We start from the raw sequence: 21183 nt of genomic DNA, 5'->3' as shown, positions 1-21183 counted from the left end.
ACCCACCGCACGATGCCGACGCAACTGCTCCACCTCGTGAAACGAACCGGGATCGAGCAGCAGGTCGATACGCTCACGCGCCGTCAGCTTGCCCTTCGCGTGCTGCGCCTGCGTCGCCCGCTCGCTCGGCCCACGACACGCCTCCGCACGCAACGCAAGAAGCTCGGTGACGCGCCCTGTCAGGGACGGGTCCGCGGTGGTGGTCATGGTGGGGCGCTTCCCTTCGTTCGGTACGGCAGAGGCGGGCGGCACGGGGGAATGGGCCGCCCGCCGGACTGGGGGTCAGGCGCCGCGGAGGGCGGGAAGCACGGTCTCCGCGACTTCCTTCAGCTGTTTCTCGGGGGCCATCGAGCCGATCCGGATGATGATGTGCCGCGCGCCGGAACGGACGTAGCCGGCCAGCCAGTCGGCGCAGCGCTCGGCGGAACCCCAGCCGTACGCCTGGATCTCGGCCATGCCGGCCAGGGTGTTCTTGTAGTAGCCCTGGACGTAGTGCTCCAGCTCGTTCTTGGCCGCCGTCTCGTCCGGGTTCACGTTGATGGTGGCGTACAGCGCGGGAGTGATCGCGCCCTGCGGCCTGCCCGCTTCCTCGCGGAGCTCCTCGATCTGCCGCCAGGCCCTGCCGTACGCGGGCACGGACGGCAGGAACGGCATCCAGCCGTCGTACTTTCCGGCCACCCGGCGCAGCACGGCCGGGGTGTCGCTGCCGGCCAGCCACAGCGGCGGGCCGTCCTCGCGCACCGGCGGGCACAGCCGGTCCAGGTCCTCGGCGCTGAGGTAGCGGCCCTCGAAGTCGTTCGGGGCGCCGGGCTCGCCGCTGCGCCACGTGCGGCGCCACAGCTCGACGATCTCGTCCAGGCGCCCGGCGCGTCCGGTGTAGGAGGCGCCGACGGCGGCGAACTCCCGCTCGGTCTCGGGGATGGGGAAGCCGGACCCCAGGGCGAGGCTGAGCCGGCCGCCCGCCATGTGGTCGAGGCTGGTGATCATGTTCGCGCCGATCAGCGGGTGGCGCAGGGCCGGGGTGAGGGCCGCGGTGCCGAGTGCGATCCGGTGGGTGGCGGCGGCCACGGCGGACAGCACGATCAGCGGGTCCAGGCGGGGCCGGGCGACCAGGGAGTCGCCGACCCACAGGGAGTCGAAGCCGAGCAGCTCGGCCTCGGTGGCGAACTCGATCAGGCCGCCCGCGTCGAGCGCGCCGAGCATGGCCTGCTCCCGGGTCGGCAGCAGAACCCCGATGTGCGGCCGGGGAGTTGGGGGCATGGGGGTGCTCCTTCGGTGTGCGGGTCGGTCGGACGCCGGGGCCGGGACGACCACGCTCCTGCGGCGGGTGCGGTGCCCTGCGCCCGGCCGGAGTGCCTGGGTGCTTACGCGGTAAGCACTTGCTCGGCCGCATCACGCTGGGGTGCTTACGCCGTAAGCACTGGCCCGGCCGCGATGCCCAAGAGCGCTTACGCCGTAAGCACCCCAAGCGAGCGGGCTCCCTTCGGCGCGGCCGGTTTCGGGCCGAGCCGAAGGGATTTGATGGTGCGTCAGGTCAGTTCTTCGCGGCCGCCGCCAGCCGGTACAGGTGGCTGCAGAAGTCCTGCGTGATGGCCTCGGCGTGGCTGTCGATGAAGAAGTGGCCGCCGGGGTACTCGCGGTGCCCCAGGTACTGCGGGCTGCGCGGGACCCAGGACTGGAACGCGTCGTCCTCCTCCTGCAGCCCGTCGTTCTTGCCGCCGTAGGACACCAGCGGGCACGGCACCAGGGCGCCGTGGTCCTTGCGCTGCGCGGCCACCGACAGGTCGGAGCGGAGCGCGGGGATGACCATGGCGAGCATCTCGGGGTTGTCGTAGATGTCGGCGGGGAACGATCCGAGCCGCTTGATCCAGCTGATCAGCTCGTCCGTGGGCATCTCGATGTGCTCCTCGGTCGGGCAGAAGAAGCCCTTGGGAGCCCAGCCGGACATGCCCACCATCAACGGCCCCTGGACGCCGTCCTTCTCCATGCGCACGGCCAGCTCGTAGGCGAGCTGCGCGCCGAGGCAGTGACCGTAGAACGCGAAGGGCCGGTTGTCGTTCGTGGCGAGCACCGCCTCGTACAGGCCCTCCACCAGCGGCTCCCACTCGGTGAAGGCCTGCTCGCCGCGCCGCTCCTGACGGCCCGGCAGGGTCAGGGCCTGGGCGCCGATGTCCCGCGGCAGCAGTTCGGGCCAGTCGCGGTAGATGATGGCCCCGCTGCCCGCGTGCGGGAACAGCAGCAGGCGGATCGAGGCGTCGGGATCGGCCTCGGCCGGCTGGAACCACTGGCCCTGCCTGGACATCTTCTGGGCGATCGAGGTGCTCATCGTGGAGTTCCTTCCATAACATCGGTTTTCTCGGCAACATCGGTCTTCTCGGCCGGCGCGGTGCCGGGTGCGGCCGCGCGGGTGCCCGCTCGCGCCGCGGGCCGCCGGTTGTTCAGCCCCTCCCGGACCACGCGGCGCAGGACCTTCCCGGCGGGATTGCGGTCGAGCGTCGCCACGAAGTGGTAGGCGGAGGGAATCTTGTAGTCGGCGACCCGGCCGCGCAGGAAGAGCATCAGTTCGCGCGGGGTCACCTGCTCGCCCGGCCGGAGCACGACGCAGGCGTGCACCGCCTCGCCCCAGCGGGCGTCGGCCATGCCGACCACCGCGCTCTCGGCGACCGCGGGGTGCTCGGCGAGCTCCTTCTCGATCTCGGCGGGGTAGATGTTCTGCCCGGCGACGATGATCGTGTCGTTGATCCGGTCGCAGACGTAGAGGTAGCCGTCCGCGTCGAGGTAGCCGTTGTCGCCCATGAACAGCCAGCCGTCGCGCAGGGTCTTGGCGTTGGCGTCGGGCCGGTTCCAGTACCCGAGCATGCGGGAGGGGGTGCGGATGCAGATCTGTCCGATCTCCCCGGCGGGCAGCGGCCGGCCCTCGTCGTCGACGATCTTCAGCTCGACGCCGGGGCACACCCGGCCCGCCGAGCGGAGCAGCGGGCTGCCCGGGACGTGGTCCTCGGGCGGCAGGCACACCGGCACACTGGCGGTCTCCGTGCTGCCGTAGATCTGGGTGAACTGACAGCGGAACACCTCCAGGCAGCGGGTCAGCAGCTGCGTGGAGATGGGCTCCCCGCCGTAGTAGACCTTGCGCATCGAGGCGAAGGCCTCCGGTCCCGCCCCGCGTTCGTCCAGCATCATCCGGAGCATGGCGGGCGCGGCGAAGGTGGTGGTCACGCCGAGCGTCTCGATGAGGCGTACCGCGTCCTGCGGTACGAACATGCGCATGACGACGTTGGTGAGGCCGGCGTTGAAGCCCTGCCAGAACCAGGCCGTGCCCGCGGTGCCCAGGCCCGGCAGGGAGATCAGGTTCACGTCGTCGGGCAGCCAGTCGACCCAGTCCAGGCCCGCCTCGCGCATCGCGGCGGGCAGCGTGAAGAAGCTGCGGTGCGGCACCACGGCTCCCTTGGGCAGGCCGGTGGTGCCACTGGTGTAGATCTGCACGACCGCGTCGCCGGGACCGGTCCCCGGATCCAGGTCGTCGTCCGGCGCCGTGGCCCACCACATCCGCAGCCCGGAGCCCGGGTCCTCGTCGCCGGTACGGTCGATCTCCACCAGTGTGTCGAGCGCGGGCAGCGTGGGCTGCACCCGCTCGGCGACCGGCAGGAACTCCCCGTCCACGAACAGGACCTTGGCGCCGGAGTCCCGCAGGATGTGGTCCGCCTCGCGGGGGGTGAGCCGCCAGTTGACCGGCACGAGCACCGCACCGGCCTTCGCGCAGGCGAGGACGACGGTGTAGTAGTACTCCGACTCCCGGCCGAGCCAGGCCACCCGGTTCCCGCGTCCCACCCCGGCCGCCCGCAGGGCGTGCGCCGCACGGTTGCTCATCAGGTGCAGCTGCGCGTAACTGGTGCGGCGGCCCTGGCAGATGACGGCCGGGTGGTCCGCGCGGTCGCGGGCGTGCGCGGCGGACGATGCGAACAACGTCCACTGACTGGCCTCGTCCATGTACTCCTCCGAAGGTGGTAGGTCGCGGTCGGCCGGATCAGCCGGTCTGCGGAACGAGCTGCGCGTCGAGGAACTCCGTGAGGAGCTGCGGGGAGGGGAAGTCGAAGGCGAGGGATGCGGGCAGCGCGACCTTGAAGACCGATTCGAGACTGGTCTTGAGTTCCAGTGCCATCAGCGAGTCGAGCCCCAGCGACACGAATTCCGTGGTCGGGTCGATCTCCTCCTCTTCCTCCGCGTGCAGCGCCGCCGCCACGCTCGCCAGGACCACCTGGCCGACCACGGCCACGCGTTCCGGCTTCGGCTTGGCGACCAGGGCGCTCAGGTCGACGGCGGGCCGCCCGGCCGGCTGGTCCCCCGAGGCGGCGTCCCGGCCGCCGAGCAGCCGCGCGTACAGCGCGTTGTCCAGCGGGTTCAGGGACACGAACCGGTCCCAGTCCCACTCGCCGGCCACGTACTGCGGCGCGGGCGCGGGCAGCAGGCGCTCCATCGTGCGCAGCGCCCTGGCCGGGGAGAAGAACCGCATGCCGGTACGTTCCAGCTCGCGCGCCAGGTTCTCGTCGAGGCGGGCGGACATGCCGACCCGGGACCACATGCCCCAGTTCGTCGCCTGCGCGGGCAGCCCCTGCCGGGTCCGCCAGGCGACCAGGCCGTCGAGGAAGGCGAAGGCCGCGGCGTAGTGCGCCTGCGTCGAGCCGCCGACGACCGCGGCGATCGAGGAGTGCACGACGAAGAAGTCGAGATCGGGGACGTCCAGGCTGGCCTCGTGCAGCAGCCAGCCGCCGTACGCCTGGGCCTGGAGCTGTTCGTCGATGGCCCCCCAGGTCAGGTTGCCGATCAGGGAGCTGCCCGCGCGGCCCGCCGCGTGCACGATGCCGCCCAGCGGGACCCGGCCGCCCCGGATCTCGGCGAAGAGCCTGTCGACATCGGCGGCGTCGCCCAGGTCGGCCCGGGCGAGCACGATCTCGCAGCGCTTCGCGAGTGCTTCCAGGACCGGCTCGGCCTCGGGCGTGGGCCGCCCGCTCCGGCTGACGAGCACCAGGTGCCGGGCGCCGAGGTCGGCCAGCTTCGTCGCGGTGACCAGGCCGAGGCCGCCGAGGCCGCCGCTGATCAGATAGGTGCGGTCGGGACGTACGACGGGAGTGGCCGCCGGACTATCGGAAGCGGCCGGGGTGGGCGCCAGGGTCACCACCGGCTGTGCGGCGCCTTCCTGACGGTCCGTCACCAGTGCTTCGTCGGCCTCGTCGAGGGCGAAGGCGAGGGTGTGCACGGCCGGGAGGTCGCCACGGGCCACGGAAGCGGCCACGTCGCGCAGCGCCCGGCCCGCGGACTGCTCGGAGTCGTCCGCGTTCGCGGCCCGGTGATCGGTGACGTAGGTGACCGGGAGGGCGGCGGCCGCTTCAAGGTCCATGCCGTCGGGGACCGGGGCCACGGCCGCGGCCGCGACGGTGACCGTCCGGCGCAGGGTGCCCCGGTGGCAGGTGATGACCCGGTCGCCGGCGGCGAACTCCACGACGCCGTCGCCGACCGCGAGGACCGTGCCGCTGCATCCGGAGCCGAGCGCCACCGGGGTGTCCGCGGCGTCGGCCGCGTCCGCCTCGCCGGGCCGCACGGCCGCGGTGTGCACGAGGAGCTGGACCTGGCCCGGGCCGGGAGGAACGTCCTCGGCCGCGACCGGGCGGAGGCCGGTTGCGTCGCCGGACTCCGGTGCCCGCACCTCGAACCCGCCGCTCCAGGCGGGCGTCGACTCGCCGGCCAGGATCCGGCGCACATACCGCCGGCCGTCCCGGTGGGCGATCTGGAAGTCGCCGGTGTCCGCCGCCCGCCACTCCGCGGCCAGCACTCCGAGGTCGGCGCCCTCGGGCAGGTCGACCAACGTGGCGCGGTAGCGCGGGTATTCGTTGAGCAGGACGTGCCCGAAGCCCCACAGGGTCGCCGCGGCCAGCTGCTCGCCGGTGCCGGGACGGTCCTGCGGCAGCCACTGCGCGCGCTCGGTGACCAGCCACAGCCGCGGCGCCGTGTTCGGTCCCGCGCCGGTCAGCGCGGTCACGACGGCCAGCAGGTCGCGGTAGTTGCGCTCGGCTTCGGCGCGCAGCACGGCGGCCGACATCGGCCTCCCGTCCGGCCGCCAGAACCAGCACACGTCGGTCACCGAGGGGTCGGCGAGCGCGTCGGGCAGCGCGTCGGTACCGGCCAGGCGGGTCAGCCGCACCCCGGAGGTCTCGGCGGCCGCGAGCCGGTCGGGCTCGCCGCCGAGGACCAGGACGTGCCGGTCCGCCGGGTCGCTCCGGGGGGTCGCGCTGTGCCGGAGCCAGCTGAGGCGGTGCAGGAACGAGGACCGCTCGTCGGGGCGCCCGGGACGGGCCAGCACCACGTCGCGCAGCTCGGCCACGGGGGAGTCGCCGTCGAGCAGCAGGACATCGGCGTGCCGCTCGTCGGCGGCGAAGGCCGTGGTGAGCCGCGCCACCACGCGCAGCCGCTCTCCGCGGGGCTTCCTGAACAGCCGTACGCTGCCGAGCCGCGCCGGGGCGAACGCCGGGCTCGTGCCGTCCAGGGCCACCGCGGCCTGCACGGCGCACTCCAGGACCTCGACCGGCAGATGTTCGAGCGCCGAGGCGTCCCGGCTCGTCAACTCGGCTGTCAGGACGCCCTGTTGGTGACGGGACACCTCGGTGAGCAGCTGGTAGCGCGCGCCGTAGCGGCGCCCTACGGACGCGAAGTCGGTGTAGATGTCCTCGCCGTCGACACGTTCCTCGGTCTCGCCGGGTGCCTCGGCGAGCGCCAGCAGCGTCGCGTCCGGTCCGTCGGCGCGCTCGCCCGGTGCGGCGAGGCGCGCGGTGGCGTGCAGCAACTCCTGACCGGCGGGACCGCTGACCACCTCGACGCGGGCCTCGCCCCCGTCCTGGGGAAGCAGCCGGGTGCGGAGCGCGACGGCGGTCTCCTCGGGCAGCGGCAGCGGCTCGTGCAGCGTCACGTCGAGCAGGGCGCCGCGGGTCTCGCCGTACACGGCGTCCCGCAGGGCGAGCAGCATCTCGACGTACGCTCCGGTCGGCAGCACCGGCCCGTCCGGGCCGTCGTGCCCGGCCAGGAACGCAGGCTGGCCGACCGTGTACTCGGCGGTGAACTCCCGTATTCCGTCCGCCAGTTGGGAGGAGGTCACGGACCGGCCGAGCAGCGGGTGCCGGCTCGCGCCCTGGGCCGCGGGGGTCCGCGGGGAGGTGGCGGGCAGCCAGTACCGCTTGCGTTCGAAGGCGTACGTGGGCAACTGCATCTTCGGCAGCGCCCGGTCCGCGTGGACGCCCGTCCACGACACGGAGACCCCGGCCGTGTACAGCGAGGCGAGGCTGCGCAGCATGGTGTCGCCGCGCGGGTCGCGCTTGCGGACGCTGGGCACCCAGTGGTGGTCCTCCGCGCTGATGCAGCGCTTGGCCAGGGCGGTGAGCGCGGTCGAGGGGCCGATCTCGACGAAGGCGTGCCGGCCGCGCTGTTCGACGGCCCGGATGCCGGACAGGAAGAGCACCGGCTCGCCGATGTGGCGCACCCAGTAGTCGGGGGTGCCGAGCTCACTGAACCTGCCGAGCGTGCCGGTGGTGTTGGAGATGAGGGGGAACTCGGGCTGGTGGAAGGTGAGCCCGGCCACCGCCGCCCGGAACTCGTCGAACACCTCGGCCATCAGGGGGGAGTGGAAGGCGTGCGACACGGCCAGCGCGTCGACCTTCACCCCGCGTTCGCGCAGCTCGGCGCAGAGCGCATCGAGCTCGTCGGCCACGCCCGAGACCACGCACTGGTCGGGCGCGTTGACCGCGGCGAGCGCGAGGCCCGGGCGGCCGTCGAGCAGCGCCGTGACCTCCTCCTGCGCCAGCGCGACCGCGGCCATCCCGCCGGCCGTCCGCACCGACTGCATCAGGCGTGCGCGGGTGGCGACCAGCGTGACGGCGTCCGGCAGCGAGAAGAGCCCGGCGACCGCGGCGGCGGCGACCTCGCCGATGCTGTGGCCCATCAGGACGCTGGGCTGGACGCCCCACGACATCCACAGCCGGGCCAGTGCGTACTCGAAGGTGAACAGGGCCGGCTGGGTGTAGCCGGTCTGGTCCAGGAGGCTCGCGTCCTTGGCGGTGCCGAGGATCAACTCCCGTACGGACGCGGTCAGATGGGGCGCGAAGAGGCGGTCGCACTCGTCCACCAGGTCGCGGAAGACCGGGTACCGCTCGTAGAGCGCTGCGCCCATGCCCGCGTACTGGGTGCCCTGCCCGCCGAACAGGAAGGCGACCTTGCGGACGGAGGGTGTGGCGGGCTGCTCGTCGCCGAGCGCGGAGTCGAGGAGTTTGGCCAGGTCGGCGGGGGTGTTGACGGCGCCCGCGAGCCGGTGGCCGAAGTGGGCCCGGCCGACGTTGGTGGTGTAGCACAGGCGGGCGATGTCCAGGTCGGGCGTGGTGTCGAGGAAGTGCCGGTAGTTCTCGGCCTGCCGCCGCAGCCCGGCGGTGTTCTTGCCGGACAGCGTGAACACCCCGCCCGGTGCGGCGGGTTGGGGGGCGGGCGGCACCGTGTCCGGCGCCGGGGCCTGTTCGAGGACGGTCGCGGCGATGGTGCCCGCGAACCCGAAGCTGTTGACGACGGCGCGCCGCGTCTCGGCCTTCCACGGCAGCACCTCGGTGGGCACGGTCACCGGGTAGGTGGCCCACGGGATGCGGCGGGAGGGCTCGGTGAAGTTCAGGTGGGGGTAGATGGTGCTGGAGCGCAGCTGGAGCGCGGTCTTGATCACGCCGACGATGCCGGAGGCCGGCTCCATGTGCCCGATGTTGGTCTTCACCGAGCCGACGACGAGCGGCTCCTCGTGGGTGTGGGACTTCGCGAACACGTTGCTGATGGCGCCGAGTTCGATGGGGTCGCCCAGCGGGGTGCCGGTGCCGTGCGCCTCCACGTACTGGATCTGGTCGGGGGTGAGCCCGGCGGCGGCCAGGGCCTGGCCGATGACGAGTTCCTGGGCGGGGCCGTGCGGCACGGTGAGCCCGGCGCTGTCGCCGTCCTGGCCGATCGCGGTGCCGCGGATCAGGGCGACGATGTTGTCGCCGTCGCGCTGGGCGTCGGACAGACGCTTGAGGACCAGCACGCCGCAGCCCTCGGCGCGCGAATAGCCGTCCGCCGACTCGTCGAAGGTCTTGCACTTGCCGTCGGAGGCGAGCATCTGGCCGTGCGAGAACATGACCATGAAGCTGGGGTGGTGCACGGCGTTCACGCCGCCGCACAGCGCGATCTCGCACTCGCCCGCGCGCAGCCCCTGCACCGCCAGGTGCAGCGCGCTCAGCGACGACGAGCAGGCGCTGTCGACACAGACGCTGGGGCCGCGCCAGCCCAGGAAGTACGACACCCGGCCGGCGATCGCGAAGATCGGGCTGCCGGCCGCGAGGTGCCCGTCCAGCTCCTCGTAGGGCAGCGCGCCCATGTGCAGGCCGTAGTCGAAGGAGCTGACGCCCATGTAGACGCCGCCGGTGCCGCGGCGCAGCGGCGTCGGGTCGATGCCGGCCTGTTCCAGGGCCTGCCAGGCGGTTTCCAGGACGATCCGCTGCTGGGGATCTATGTAGCGGGCCTCCTTGGGGGAGATGTTGAAGAACGGGGCGTCGAACAGGTCGATCCGGTCGAGGAATCCGCCACTGGTGGTGGTGATCTTTCCCTTGTCGTCCGGTCCTTCGGGCCGAAATGCCTCGACGTCCCAGCGGTCTTCGGGAATGGTCCGGATTCCGGACTTGCCGGCCCGCAGGAACGCGTCGAACTCGTCGGGTGATTCCGCGCCACCAGGCAGGCGCAGCCCTATGCCGACGATGGCTATCGGCTCGTTCTTCGCCGCCTCGTGCTGTTCGGCGGTCGTCTCGTCACGCGACATTGCACGCCTCTTCGTCAGTGGACGGGTTCGACAGGGCGTCGGCCAGATAGGAAACGAGTTGCTCGACCGTGGGCTGGCTGAACAGCACAGTCGCGTCGATGCCGAGGTCGAGCAATTCTTCGAGGTGTGCCCTGAGGTCGTTGAGCCTGAGCGATGTCAGGCCGATGTCGAAGTAGCCATGGTCAAGGGGAAGTTCCTCGTGGTCGTCCATCAGGAGAATCTCTTTGATGTATGCGACAACGAGGTCTTCCAGGGCGTCTCGGCGCTCTCGCCGGCTCATCTCTCGCAGGTACCGACTCGTATTCATCGCACCAAGGTAAACAGCATGTGCTGACGCCCTGCTGATTCAGAGCTGATGTGATCGACTGCGCTGAACCGGGGCGCCGCGCGGGCGAGTTGGCGAACACCCGTGCCCAGCTGACACCCTCGCCGGAGGCGGACCCCGCCCTCGCCGCGCGCCCGGGAGAGATCGTTCCGGGGGCGCCGGGGTTTATTACCCCTGAGGTAATCGACGGTGGCCGCCTCCCGCTGCGAACCTCGTAGAGGCAGGAAGAACGGACGTCCCCGCCGCACCAGGCCGCTCGGCCCCCCGGGCATCCGGCCGCACGGTACGGCGGGAAGTTATTACCCCTGAGGTAATCGACGGCCCGCACCCTTGCTGACAGCCTTGAGTTGTCGGGGCAGGCGAGCGCACTGCCGCACCGAAACTCCCACCCCCTTTTCGCACGAGGAGAGCACCATGAGTGAAATCGAAGCGGCCGTCGAGAAGTACGTCGCAAGCTGGGCGGAGCCGGACGCCGAAATTCGCCGCAAGGTCATCGCGGAACTGTGGGCAGAAGACGCGATCTACAAGAACCCGTTCGTCGAATTCCACGGCCGCAAGGGCGTCGAGGACGCGGTGACGCAGGCGTACGACCTCTTCGTCGCCACCAAGGGCGCCACGTTCAAGGTCACCAAGGTGGACATCAGCATGGACGCGGTCCGCTACACCTGGGAGATGACGTTCGCGGGCGCCACCGAGCCCGAGGCGATCGGCACCCAGGTGGTCATCCTCGACGAGAACGGCCTCATGGCCAACGACCACCAGTTCATCGACAAGGCCCCCACCGGCATGGAGGAGCTCGTCCACGTCGGTCTCGACGTCTGAACAGGAATTCCGCAGTTCACCTTCTTCGCCGCCACCCCATCCGCGGAGGGAATTGAATCCGCGACGTATGCCGGCAGAGCAGCCGAGGCACCGGCTTTCGGCTCTGCCGGCCCCCGGCGGCACCTTTCTCGCGCGTGACGGAACGGCTGGGCCGATTTCAGCTGCGCCGGAACAGGCGGAATCCCCGGAATGCGCATGGCCCCGGAGATTTCCTGCGAGCTTCACAGCCCGTGCAGGCAGTACTGAAAACACTTCGATCGGGAGACCGAACCATGTCGGTAGACGAAAGCATCCGCTCAGCCTCACCCGGGTTGGAGGAGGCGGCCGAACCGGGGATGGACAAGACCGCCCTGATCCGGATCCTCATCGTGGTCTCGGGCATGTTCATGATCGGCCTGGACTTCTTCGGGGTCAACGTGGCCATCCCGTCGCTGCGCTCGGACCTCAACGCCAGCTCCGCGTCCATCGAGTTCATCGTCTCCGGGTTCAACCTCGCCTACGCGGCCAGCATGGTCACCGCCGGACGCCTCGGCGACCTCTACGGCAGGCGCCGCATGTTCGCCCTCGGCATGGCGTTCTTCACGCTCGCATCCCTGGCCGCGGGCCTCGCGCCCACCCCCGGAGTGCTGATCGTGGCCCGCGTCGTCCAGGGCATCGGCGCGGCCGTGATGACCCCGCAGATGCTCGCCATCCTGAACACCGCCTTCACCGGCGTCCAGCGCGTCCGCGCCTTCACCGCCTTCGCCCTGTCCATGGGCCTGAGCGCCACCTTCGGCCAGCTCATCGGCGGCGCACTGATCTACCTGGACATCGCCGGAATCGGCTGGCGCACCATCTTCCTCATCAACGTGCCCATCGGCGCCGTCTCGCTGCTCCTGATGCGCAAGTACATCCCCGAGTCGCACGGCACCGGCCGCACCGGACTCGACCTGATCGGCGCGGTCCTCGGCTCCTGCGGCCTGCTCGCCATCGTCCTGTCCCTGGTCGAGGGCCGTGAGCAGGGCTGGCCCGCCTGGTCGTGGGTGGTCCTGGTGGCCTCCGTACCGCTGCTCGCCGCCTTCGCCTGGCGCCAGAACCGCCTGGAGCGCAACGACCGCGCACCGCTGATCTCGCTCAGCCTGTTCAAGGAGCGGGCGTTCTCCGTCGGCATCCTGATCATCCTGGGCTTCTTCGCGGCGATGGCCTCCTTCATGTTCGTCCTCGCCCTCTACCTCCAGGACGGCCACGGAGTCTCCCCGCTGCACTCCGGCCTGATCTTCGGCGCCCTCGGCATCGGCTACGTACCGGCCGCCTTCGCCGCCCCCAGGATCGCCGCCCGCATGGGCAAGCAGGTGCTCACCCTCGGCGCCCTCGTCGTCGCCGCCGGGTACGGCCTGATGATCGCCGCCACCTCCGTCATCGGTGTCACCGGACCTTCGCCCTGGGTGATGCCCGGCCTGTGCGTCGCCGGCATCGGCATGGCCCTGTTCGCCAACCCCGTCACCCCCACCGTGCTCGCCGGCGTCAAGCCCGACCACGCCGCCGCTGCCGCCGGAGTCCTCTCCACCGCCCAGGAAGGCGGCAACGCCCTCGGCGTCGCGGCCATCGGCGTGGTGTTCTTCGGAGTACTGGGCCACGGCGCCCGCAGCGCCTACGCGGACGCCTTCGGATGGAGCGTCGCCGTCCTCGCCGCCTTCACCGTCGTCGTCGCCCTCCTGGTGCAGGCCCTGCCCAAGCCGGCCCCCCAGAACTGACCGGCCCCCGCCCCCCACCCGTCTTCCCCGCCCCCCTGTGAGGAGGCACGATGACCACGTCCGAGACAGTCGCCCCGAACTGGCCGATGCCCCGGTCCTGCCCGATGCTGCCGCCCGACCAGTACGCCGAACTCCGTGAGGAGGCGCCCCAGCAGGTACGCCTCGACGACGGCACCCTGGCCTGGATCGTGAGCCGCCACAAGGACGTACGCGAGGCCATGATGAACCCGGCCCTCAGCGTCGACAACACCCGGCCCGGCTTCCCCCAGCGCCTCCCGATCCCGCCCGTCCCGCGCATCCAGTCCTTCATGCGCATGGACGCCCCCGAACACACCCGGCTGCGCCGCATGGTGATGCCCGAGCTCGGCAAGTCGGCCGTCAAGGCCTACCGGCCGATGGTCACCGAACTCGTCGAGGGCCTCCTCGACGAGGTGGCGGCCCAGCCGCACCCGGTGGACCTGCTGCCCGCCTTCGCCTTCCCCATCCCGGCCCTCACCATCGCCCGCATCCTCGGCGTCCCCGAAGGCGACGCCGACGTGTTCCAGAAGCAGACCCTCGCCCTCACCACGTGCGACGTGGGCAGCGACGCCGGAGCCGAGGCGCTCGGCCTGCTGACCGGCTACCTGGACGAGCTGATCCGCACCAAGGAGGCCGACCCCTGCGACGACCTGATCGGCCGCCTGGTGCGCCAGTACTGGGCCACCGGCGAACTCGACCACGCCGACCTGGTCGCCATGGTCTTCCTCGTCCTGGTGGCCGGTCACGAGACCACGGTCAGCCAACTCACCCTCAGCATCCTCACGTTGATCCAGCACCCGCACGAAGTCGAGAAGATGCTGGCCGACCCCGCACGCCTTGACAAGGTGATCGACGAGCTCCTGAGGTACTGGTCGATCCCCCAGGACAACCAGGTACGGGTCGCCGTCAAGGAGACCGAACTCGGCGGGGTCCCGGTCTGCCCCGGCCAGGGCGTGGTCTTCGCGATATCCGCCGCCAACCACGACGACAGCGTCTTCCCCGACCCGGCCGTCTTCCAGCCCGACCGCGACGCCCGCCAGCACCTGGCCTTCGGGCACGGCGCCCACTACTGCCCGGGCGCGGCGCTCGCCAAGATGGAGATGGAAGTGGCCCTGCCCGCCCTCTTCCGCCGCTTCCCGGACCTGCGTCTGGGAGTCGACTTCGAGGACCTCTCCTTCCGCCACGACACCGTCGTCTACGGTCTCAACGCCCTGCCCGTCACCTGGTGACACCCCCGACCGGGCGCGGCCGGCCGACCGCCGCGAGCCGCACCCCCGCACACCGCCCTGCTGCCGTTCTTCCCCCGGCCGGCAGCAGGGCCTTCCCCATCGGCCCGCCGCGCGGGGGAACACGTCCACCGGGGCCGGCCCGCCGCCGCGCACCCGCCCGGACTCCGTGAACACACCGTCGAACAAGGCGTGGTGACGGAGAATGACGCCAGGCGGACCGAAGCATCGCCCGCCCGAGAACGAGGTGAGGACCAGTGACCGTGACGACAACGGACCCGCGGCTTTCGCAGTCCCTCGGGGATCTGCTGCGGCAGTGGCGCAAGCACCGTCTGCTCAGCCAGATGGAACTGGCCACGCTGGCCGAGATCTCCCCGCGGCACCTGAGCTTCATCGAGAACGGCCGCTCGGTGCCCAGCCGGGACGCCGTCCTGCGCCTGGCCGAAGCCCTCGGCCTCGAACTGCGCGAACGCAACCCGCTGCTGCTCGCCGCCGGCTACGCCCCCGTCTACCACGAGACCAGTCTGGAGGCCCCGCACATGTCCGCAGTCCGCGACATGGTGCGCCAGGTCCTTGCCGCCCACGAGCCGTACCCGGCGGTCGTCCTGGACCGGTACTGGAACCGGGTCGACGCCAACGACCCGGCCTGGCTGTTCGGCCAGGGCGTGCACCCGGAGCTGCTGGAGGAGCCGGTCAACCTGCTGCGGGTCAGCCTGCACCCCGAGGGCATGGCCCCGCGCATCGCCAACCTCGGCGAGTGGCGCGGCCACCTGATGAGCCGGCTGCGCCAACAGGTCACGATGACCGCCGACCCCGATCTCATCAAGCTGTACGACGAGTTGAGCGGCTACCCCTGCGACCAGCCCGAGCCGAAGGTCGAGCTGCCCGGCCCCGGCGAGATCGCCGTCCCGCTGAGGCTGCGCCACCAGGGCCGCGAGCTCGCCTTCTTCAGCACCATGGCCACCTTCGGCACGCCGCTGGACATCACGGTCGCCGAGCTCGCCATCGAGTCGTTCTTCCCGGCCGACGCCGAGACCGCCGAAGTGCTGCGCACCACCGACTGGAAGGCCGCCGCCGAGGGCGTGGCTACCGGGCAGTGAGCACCGAGCGGTACCAGGGCAGGTACTGAGCGAACCGCGCGGGCAGGCCGGGACCCGCCGGGCAGCCCGACAGCTGCCACAGGCGCGAGCTGGTGAACCAGTGATCCGCGGACAGCATCCGCAGCGGCCGCCCGCCCGCCGCCCCGATCCTGGCCGTGGCCTCCTCCAACGACAAGGAGCGCTCGGGCAGTTGGAGGCCGAGTCCGCCGGCTACCTCGGCGACCAGGTCCCGTACGCGCACGGGCTCGGGATGGCAGCCGTGCAGGACCCGGCCCGCCGGCAGGCGCTGCGGCCGCACCGCGAGGGCCGCGACCGCCGCGGCCAGGTCGTCGGCGGCCACCAGGGAGAGCCGCGGCCGCCCCTCGTCCACCCAGTACGGAAAGTGCCGCAGGAGCTGGACGACCGCCGGTACGACCCAGGTGTCGCCCCTGCCGTACACGAGGTAGGGCCGCACCACCGTGCCGCCCGCCGCGAGCACCAGCTTCTCCCCGGCGAGCCGCGAAACGCTGGTCGCCGAGGTCGGCCCGGGCGCCACCTCGCCCTCGGCCGGGCCGGCGTGCGGGCCGTCCCCGTACACCGCCGAGGTGCCCATCTGCAGGACGTGCCGCACGCCCGCGCGGCGCGCCTCGGCGAGCAGCGCCCGGGTGCCCTCCTCGTTGACCGCGCGGCAGGTCTCCTCGTCCTTTCCCACGGCGGCGGCGATGTGCAGCACCGTGTCGACGCCGTCGCACGTGCCGCGCAGCGACGCCGGATCGGACAGATCGCCCCGCACGGTCTCCACCCCCCTGCCCTGATGGTCCGTCACCTCCCGTTCGTGCACCATCAGCCGGACCGCGGGGCCCCGGCCCCGGGCGGCCAGGGGACACAGCCGTCCGGCCACCGAGGTGCCCAGGAATCCGGTGCTGCCCGTGACGAGAATCATCGCGTTGCCTTTCGAGGTGGGATCCGGTCAACGTTTTCCACGAGGTAGGACTCGTGGCGCGGGCCGTGGGTAGCGTGGCGATCATGACGGAACGTGAAGGGCTGCTCACCGGCAGGGCCGCGCTGATCACCGGCGCGAGCAGCGGCATCGGCGCGGCCGCGGCCCGGGTGTTCGCCCGGGAGGGTGCCCGGGTCATGCTGGCTGCCCGGCGCGAGGAGGAACTCGCCGCCCTGGCCAAGCAGTTGCGCAACGCCGGGTTCCAGGCGGCCTACACGGTCACCGACGTGACGTGCGAGCGCGGGGTGGAGCGGGCCGTCCAGGAGACCCTGGACCGCTTCGGGACGCTGGACGCGGCCTTCAACAACGCCGGCGCCGCGCTGCCGCACACCCCGCTGCACCTGATGCCCGCCCAGGCCTACGACACCCTGATGGACACCAACGTGCGCGGCGTGTGGCACTGCCTGCGCCACGAGGTCGCCGCCATGCTGGAGCACGGCGGAGCCATCGTGAACACCAGCAGCACCGCGGGCACCGTCGCCACCCCGACCGCCGCCCCGTACATCGCCTCCAAGCACGCGGTGAACGGGCTGACCAAGGCCGCCGCCGCCGAGTACGCGGGGCACGGCATCCGGGTCAACGCGATCGCGCCCGGCACCACCCGCAGCGAGATGATCACCCAGTGGCTGGAGCTGCACCCCGAAGCGGAGACCGGGCTGCTGCAACGGGCCCTGCTGCCCCGGATCGCGGATCCCGAGGAGATCGCCGAAGCCGCGGCCTGGCTGTGCAGCGAGCGCGCCTCGTTCCTGACCGGCGCCGTCGTCCCCGTAGACGGGGGCTGGACCGCCCGCTGAGATCAGCACCCCGTACGCTCCAGCCACTCGCCGAGCGAGTGGCCCTCGGGGCCGCCGAAGCGGCGCTCGCGCGAGGCCTGCTCGGCTCCCGCGAGCGAGGCGAGGATTTGTTCCCGGATGCGGGCCGCCTGCCAGGCGGCGAGCGCGCCGGGGTCGTCCCGGAGGCAGCCCGGCACCTCGTCCTCCTCGCGACGGCGCGTCAACCGCGCGACGGCGGCCCGGAATTCGGCGTTCGGCGGTACCGGCTCCGGAGCATCCGGGCCGGCCGGGCACAGGGCCGTCCCGCCGAGTGCGGGCGGCGGCCGACGGGCCAGCCGCGCCCGGATGAAGGCGGCCGCGTCCCGCGGGCGCGGCGCCACCCACCAGGCGGTCAGTTCGCAGACGATCTCCTCGGCGTCCAGGCCCGCGTCGACCAGCGGGCGCAACGCATGGGCCAGGCGCCGCAGTTGGGTGCCCTGCGTCCATGCGACGCGGGGCCGGATCCTCGCCGCCAGGGCCACATCGGCCGCGACCCGCGCCGGCTCGCGCCGCGTACCGGCGGACGGCGCGCGGCGACGCCGCCCAGCGGTGGCTGTCGCGGGACCGGTTGTGTAGTTCCTTCCTCTTCCTACCTCGGCTTTCCCACTCAGGGGGGAGCGAGTGAAAGAAGGGGAGCAACGGCGGGCGGCCTCCCGCACGGCACGCCGCCTGCCGTGCGCGGTCACCCCGCACACGCGCTTCCAGTAGCCGGTCCCGGCCACCCGTCGGCCCATGGCCGCATCCCACTGCGGCGGCGCACAGGCGGCGTAGAGCGTCGCTGTAGCGGCATAGCCGGGCAGGCCCCGCGCACGGCGCGCATTGGCCCTCGAACCGCGCACCGCCCATACCAGGAGCCCGAGTTCACGCAGGTACCGGACGTGGTACGCCACCGAGCGCGGGCACATGCCGAGCCGGGCGGCCACGCGGTCGCGGCCGTAGGCGACCTGCCCGGCGGAGTTCAGCCTGCCCGCCAGGTCCTCGGCCACCCGCACGGTCGCGGCGTTCGCGCGCGGGTGCAGGGCGGCCGACACCGCCCAGCGCACCGCGTCCAGGAAGTCGGAGGCCCGGCGCAGTCGGCGGGAGTCGGTGCGGTCGACCCAGTGGCGCCCGGCATCCGGTACCGGAACGGGAGCCGGCTGCCGCGCGCAGGGGGTTTCGGCCAGGTCATGTGGCCCGGGGGCCGCTGGCTGAAGATGGGCGGCAGGGTCGTTCATGATGGGAGAGACTCCTCCGAAGAAGTGGATCCCCCTCCAGGCCGGTGCCGTACGAAGACGTCGCTCAGGGCCTGGAGGCAGCACGAAGTCCCGTGGAGGACTTACATGTTCAGTCAGCGCCGCAGCCGTATCCGGGCATGCGGCCGGGGCGTCCGGCACACCGGTCCGGGCGCGGCCACGGCGGGGCCGCCCCCTCGTCGAGGGCGGCCCCGCGATGCGGCGGACAACTGCGAAGCCGGCGCCCGGGACCCGGGCCACGCACGTGGCGGCCGGCGGGCGGGGCTTCACACGGGAGGCGGGGCGGCGCTAGCGCCCGGCCGGATCCTCCTCCATCGCCATGTGGGCGAGGAAGACGGGCTCACCGTCCTGATGGCACGTCACCAGTACGTCCGAGGAGCCCTGCTGAGGCCGTGCCTCGACCCAGCACGGCGTGGAGAACTCGGCATAGCGCAGAAACCGGACGGAGAACACGAGCGGATGAAACGCCTCAGAGGCAGTCGCCGCGCAGGCGGCCTGACGGCACGCCTCCATCAGCAGGATGCCGGGGAAGTGGTCGTTGGTCAGGTCGGGATGGTGCGGATCGACGCGCAGTTGCCAGCGGTTTTCGGCCGCCGGGGGCGCGAGCAGCACCTGCTCCGCCGTGGCGCAGCGGACGGTCCCCGGCGCCACCGGCCGGGGCTGGTGCGGCAGTTCGGCGGTGGCGCGTTCGCCGCGGATGCGGCGGTAGGCCGCGGGGGAGGTGATGCCGAGCTCCCCTTCGCCCTCGGCCCGCGCCGTGCCGCGGCGCAGCGTGACCCGGCAGTGCATGGCGGTGGGCCGCCGGCCGCCGCGGATGGCGGAGCAGGCCACCTCGACGGCCACGTCGTTCGTCGGGCCGTTGACCGGCAGGAAGTCCCGGCCCACCGTGTAGCGCAGGTCCTGCAGTACGAAGCGGTGGTCCAGCGGGACGCCGAACGCGGTGTGGGTGAGCAGGATGGCGGACTGCCGCATCGTCTCGGCGATGATCAGCGGCGAGTGCAGCCCGTCGTCCGGCCGGAACAGCCGGGGCTCCTCGGGCCAGCGCACGTCCACCTGGAAGCGGGAGTCGGCGACCTGCCGCCAGGCCGTGGGCAGGACGTCGTGGGCGACGGGACGGTGGACGAGTGCCGGGTCGACGGTGGGACGCCGCTGATGCGGAATCCTGCGGGGCTGCCCGGTTGAGCTCTTGGTTCCAGGGACGTGCGTTCTGTTCTGAAGGAACGTGCGCTGAGTCATGACTCCCCCTAGGTAGGACAGAAGGCGGCGGCCAAGGCCTGCCTTCGAGTCCGTAACATACGTGCATGACTGTATGGTTGCAATGAGAACACCGCAGTCGCTGGTAGATGCATCCCGCATCCGGCGCGGGCGGGCACGAGCAGGGAAAGGCAGGAGATCGCATGGCGACACGGGAACGTGGAGTCAGAACACGCAGGACGATCCTGAGGGCGGCTGGCGCGGTCTTCGCGGAGCGCGGGTTCGAGGGCACCACCATCAACGAGGTGATCTCCCGGGCGGGGCTGACGCGCGGGGCGTTCTACTTCCACTTCGACGACAAGGAGGCCGTGGCCAACGCGGTGCTCGCCGAACAGGTGGGTGCGGTGGCGGTGCTTCCGCAGCAGCTCAAGCTGCAGGAACTGGTGGACGCGGGCCTGGTCTTCGCGCACCGGCTGAGCGTCGACTCGATGCTGCAGGGCAGCATAAGGCTGTCCGTGGAGAGTGCCGGGCTCAACCTGGAGCGGGACAAGCCCTTCCGGCAGTGGATCGACCACAACCACCAGCTGCTGCGCGAGGCGCAGGACCGCGGTGAGGTCTTCCCCCACACCGACGTCGCCGAGGTGGCGGAACTGCTCGTCGGCGCCTTCTCCGGACTGCAGGCGCTGTCCGAAGTCCTGTCCGGGCGCAGTGACTTGGAGCACCGCACCGCGGCCCTGCTGCACTACCTCCTGCCCAGCTTCGCCACCCCGTCCGTCCTCGGCCGGCTCGACGCGTCCGCGGGGCGAGGTGCCCGGCTCTGGGAGCAGATGTCCCTCCAGTCGGAGGCCGAACCCCTGGAGGGCGAGGGCGAATTGCCCGCCCCCACCCATCGGTAACATTTACTTGTGTACGTTTTCTCGACCAGGTGCGCCTCCACCTCCCCCGAAACGGCCAGGTGGAGTCGCGGACCGGGGTCATTTGCATCCGCTACAGCCCGATTTGACCACCCGGTCATGCCCTCAAGGCAACCACCATTGCCGTTGACAACGCTGACTTGAGCCCTCTTAACTAGACATCGCTGTCGGTTTTCTATGTACCCGGGGCGCCGCCCCGACAGCCGACCACCAAGGCGGGGAGTTGTCCCAGATGAAGCAGGAGCGGGCGGTACGCACGCGGAGCGACCTCATCCTGGCGGCCGCCGAGGTCTTCGACGAAAAGGGTTACATCGCCGCCCGGCTCGCCGCCATCAGCCAGCAGGCCCATGTGAGCGTCGGCGCCCTGCACTTCCACTTCGAGAACAAGGAGGCCCTGGCCGCCGCGGTGGAGCGGCAGGCCGCGGCCGACCTCCGCTCCCTCATGGACGCGACCCGCAGCAGAGGAGCCAGGCCCGCCCTGCAGGTCCTCATCGACACCTCGCACGCCTTCATGGTGAAGCTGCGCAACGACGTCGTCGTACGGGCCGGGCTCCGGCTGAACGGCGACACGTCGTACGGCTGCGAGGAGGCCGATCTGCGCGCCGAGTGGGAACAGTGCGTCCAGCGGCTGCTCGACGACGCCGAGCGCGAGGGCACGCTCGCCGGGGGCGTGGCCCCGCACAACGCCGTGACGGTGGTCGTCTCCGCGACGGCGGGCATCGAGATGCTGGGCCGCCGCAGCCCCGGCTGGCTGTCGCCCTACCGGATGACGGGCATCTGGCAGATGCTGCTCGCCAGCCTCGCCGCCGAGGACATCCGGCACCGCCTCAACCCGGCCGGCGCCGAAGTGGACACCTGCGAGCCGCGCTGGTCCACCCCCCTGAGGCGGCTGGACCTGGCCGCAGCAGCGCATCGGCCCGGCCGCCACAAGGCTCTGGCGGCCGGGTCTTTTTGACGGTATGT

The 21183-nt window shown here is 71.8% G+C and carries 16 protein-coding genes; 7 read left to right on the top strand and 9 right to left on the bottom strand.

The features are described from left to right. The 6 genes from ADK54_RS22725 to ADK54_RS22700 all read right to left on the bottom strand — a co-directional run. The coding region (locus ADK54_RS22725) for a carboxyl transferase domain-containing protein (RefSeq protein WP_053727519.1) at positions 1–207 on the bottom strand (207 nt) is incomplete at its 3' end. 75 nt (positions 208–282) lie between these two features. After that, on the bottom strand, positions 283–1260 hold the full coding sequence (locus ADK54_RS22720; protein WP_053727518.1) for an LLM class flavin-dependent oxidoreductase: 978 nt from the start codon (positions 1258–1260) through the stop codon (positions 283–285). A 274-nt stretch (positions 1261–1534) separates the two neighbouring features. Beyond that, entirely contained in the window at positions 1535–2326 is a 792-nt protein-coding gene (locus ADK54_RS22715; RefSeq protein ID WP_053727517.1) for a thioesterase II family protein, read from the bottom strand. Then, the gene (locus ADK54_RS22710) at positions 2323–3987 is read right to left on the bottom strand and encodes a long-chain-fatty-acid--CoA ligase (protein ID WP_078966549.1); all 1665 of its coding nucleotides are present in this window, start codon (positions 3985–3987) and stop codon (positions 2323–2325) included. The genes ADK54_RS22715 and ADK54_RS22710 overlap by 4 nt, the downstream gene beginning before the upstream one ends. Before the next feature lie 37 nt (positions 3988–4024). Next, positions 4025–9865 (bottom strand): type I polyketide synthase, encoded by a 5841-nt coding sequence (locus ADK54_RS22705; protein ID WP_053727516.1) that lies wholly within the window; start codon positions 9863–9865, stop codon positions 4025–4027. Then, positions 9855–10145 (bottom strand): acyl carrier protein, encoded by a 291-nt coding sequence (locus tag ADK54_RS22700; protein WP_267887031.1) that lies wholly within the window; start codon positions 10143–10145, stop codon positions 9855–9857. Before ADK54_RS22700 ends, ADK54_RS22705 begins: the two co-directional genes overlap by 11 nt. 459 nt (positions 10146–10604) lie before the next feature. Here ADK54_RS22700 and ADK54_RS22695 point away from each other — a divergent pair, with 459 nt between their 5' ends. The 4 genes from ADK54_RS22695 (at position 10605) to ADK54_RS22680 (ending at position 15089) form a co-directional block, all read left to right on the top strand. Next, the gene (locus ADK54_RS22695) at positions 10605–11012 is read left to right on the top strand and encodes a nuclear transport factor 2 family protein (protein WP_053727514.1); all 408 of its coding nucleotides are present in this window, start codon (positions 10605–10607) and stop codon (positions 11010–11012) included. A gap of 272 nt (positions 11013–11284) precedes the next feature. Further along, complete coding sequence (locus ADK54_RS22690; protein WP_053727513.1) at positions 11285–12745, top strand: MFS transporter; 1461 nt, start codon at positions 11285–11287, stop codon at positions 12743–12745. A gap of 50 nt (positions 12746–12795) precedes the next feature. Then, on the top strand, positions 12796–13992 hold the full coding sequence (locus tag ADK54_RS22685; protein ID WP_053727512.1) for a cytochrome P450: 1197 nt from the start codon (positions 12796–12798) through the stop codon (positions 13990–13992). Between the two features lie 260 nt (positions 13993–14252). Further along, positions 14253–15089: a helix-turn-helix domain-containing protein gene (locus tag ADK54_RS22680; RefSeq protein ID WP_234392163.1), complete on the top strand. Its 837-nt coding sequence runs from the start codon at positions 14253–14255 to the stop codon at positions 15087–15089. Here ADK54_RS22680 and ADK54_RS22675 read toward each other — a convergent pair. After that, positions 15076–16011 carry an NAD-dependent epimerase/dehydratase family protein gene (locus ADK54_RS22675; RefSeq protein ID WP_053727510.1) on the bottom strand — a complete coding sequence of 312 codons (936 nt, stop codon included), beginning with the start codon at positions 16009–16011 and terminating at the stop codon, positions 15076–15078. The genes ADK54_RS22680 and ADK54_RS22675 overlap by 14 nt on opposite strands. 83 nt (positions 16012–16094) lie before the next feature. On the opposite strand from ADK54_RS22675, the gene ADK54_RS22670 reads away from it, so the two are divergent. After that, positions 16095–16862, top strand: coding sequence for an SDR family NAD(P)-dependent oxidoreductase (locus ADK54_RS22670; protein WP_053727530.1), 768 nt, complete (start codon positions 16095–16097; stop codon positions 16860–16862). Positions 16863–16864: 2 nt separating this feature from the next. On the opposite strand, the gene ADK54_RS22665 is transcribed toward ADK54_RS22670, so the two are convergent. Then, positions 16865–18094 (bottom strand): hypothetical protein, encoded by a 1230-nt coding sequence (locus ADK54_RS22665; RefSeq protein WP_053727509.1) that lies wholly within the window; start codon positions 18092–18094, stop codon positions 16865–16867. Between the two features lie 306 nt (positions 18095–18400). Then, positions 18401–19348 (bottom strand): ScbA/BarX family gamma-butyrolactone biosynthesis protein, encoded by a 948-nt coding sequence (locus ADK54_RS22660; protein ID WP_053727508.1) that lies wholly within the window; start codon positions 19346–19348, stop codon positions 18401–18403. A 161-nt stretch (positions 19349–19509) separates the two neighbouring features. Here ADK54_RS22660 and ADK54_RS22655 point away from each other — a divergent pair, with 161 nt between their 5' ends. Next, positions 19510–20202 (top strand): ScbR family autoregulator-binding transcription factor, encoded by a 693-nt coding sequence (locus tag ADK54_RS22655; RefSeq protein ID WP_053727507.1) that lies wholly within the window; start codon positions 19510–19512, stop codon positions 20200–20202. A 250-nt stretch (positions 20203–20452) separates the two neighbouring features. Beyond that, positions 20453–21175 carry a ScbR family autoregulator-binding transcription factor gene (locus ADK54_RS22650; RefSeq protein ID WP_053727506.1) on the top strand — a complete coding sequence of 241 codons (723 nt, stop codon included), beginning with the start codon at positions 20453–20455 and terminating at the stop codon, positions 21173–21175. Positions 21176–21183: the final 8 nt, after the last annotated feature.

The organism is Streptomyces sp. WM6378 (assembly GCF_001279695.1).
Taxonomy (GTDB): Bacteria; Actinomycetota; Actinomycetes; order Streptomycetales; family Streptomycetaceae; genus Streptomyces.
The sequence above is the reverse complement of the archived record's forward strand: the minus strand, read 5'-3'. Positions and strand labels throughout refer to the sequence as shown.